Origin of the sequence: Pseudorhodobacter sp. MZDSW-24AT, assembly GCF_002794355.1 — a bacterium.
Classification (GTDB): domain Bacteria; phylum Pseudomonadota; class Alphaproteobacteria; order Rhodobacterales; family Rhodobacteraceae; genus Pseudotabrizicola.
On record NZ_PGOI01000021.1, the window covers coordinates 1 to 926 of the forward strand.

General features: G+C 63.0%; 1 pseudogene. It reads left to right on the plus strand.

Annotated features, from left to right (window positions below):
* Positions 1 to 917: pseudogene (locus CUR21_RS18970) on the plus strand (IS3 family transposase); the annotation flags it as partial.
* Positions 918 to 926 lie beyond the last annotated feature (9 nt).

Sequence of the window (926 nt, forward strand, 5' to 3'; positions counted from 1 at the left end):
GGGGTCAGCCAGAGCGGCTTCTTCGCTTGGCAGGAACGCCCGGCTTGTCGCCGCCAGCAGCAGGACATGGTCTATCTGGCGCATATCCGGACGGCCTTCGCGCTGTCGAACGGGACCTATGGCAGTCCGCGCATGCACCGCGACCTCGTCGACGAGGGCCACGAGATCGAGCGGCATCGCACGGCACGCCTGATGCGCGAGAACCACCTGATCGCGCGGCCGAAGCGCCGGTTCAAGCGCACGACGGACAGCGAACAAGCCTGGCTGGTCGCGCCCAACCTAATCGCGCAGGACTTCGCGGCAGATGGTCCGGACCGGAAGTGGGGAGCAGACATCTCCTACATCTGGACGGCAGAGGGCTGGCTCTCCCTCACCGTCGTGCTGGACCTCTTCTCTCGGCCCTCGCCATGGTGCTTGAACCAGTGGCGCACCATGGCTCGACGTCGGTTGGGCCACGAGTGACCTCCTGAAGCGCGATCTCGCGGTCGAAGCCCTGCGCCGTGCTCTGGTGGCTCGCAACCCTGCGCCCGGTCTGGTCCACCATTCCGACCGCGGATCGCAATACTGCTCTGTCGACTATCAGGCGCTGCTCCGCAAACGCGGCATCCTGATCTCCCTCTCGGCGATTGCAAGCAATCGCCTGCCGGCAACGGATGAGCGGACGCGGGAACTGCTACGACAACTCGATGGTCTTGCGTCGGGAAAACAGTCCACTGGACTGTTTTCTGATCCTCCTCACGTTCTTTAAAACCATCAAGTCAGAGCTGATCTGGCCGGTCGCATGGCAATCCCGCCAGCAGGCCGAAAACGCTATCGCCAGATACATCGACGGATTCTATAACCCCGTCAGGCGACATTCATCGCTCGGCTTCCAAAGCCCCATCGCCTTCGAGCGAAAGGCCCGGGAAGTGAGCTAAACGCTCTCC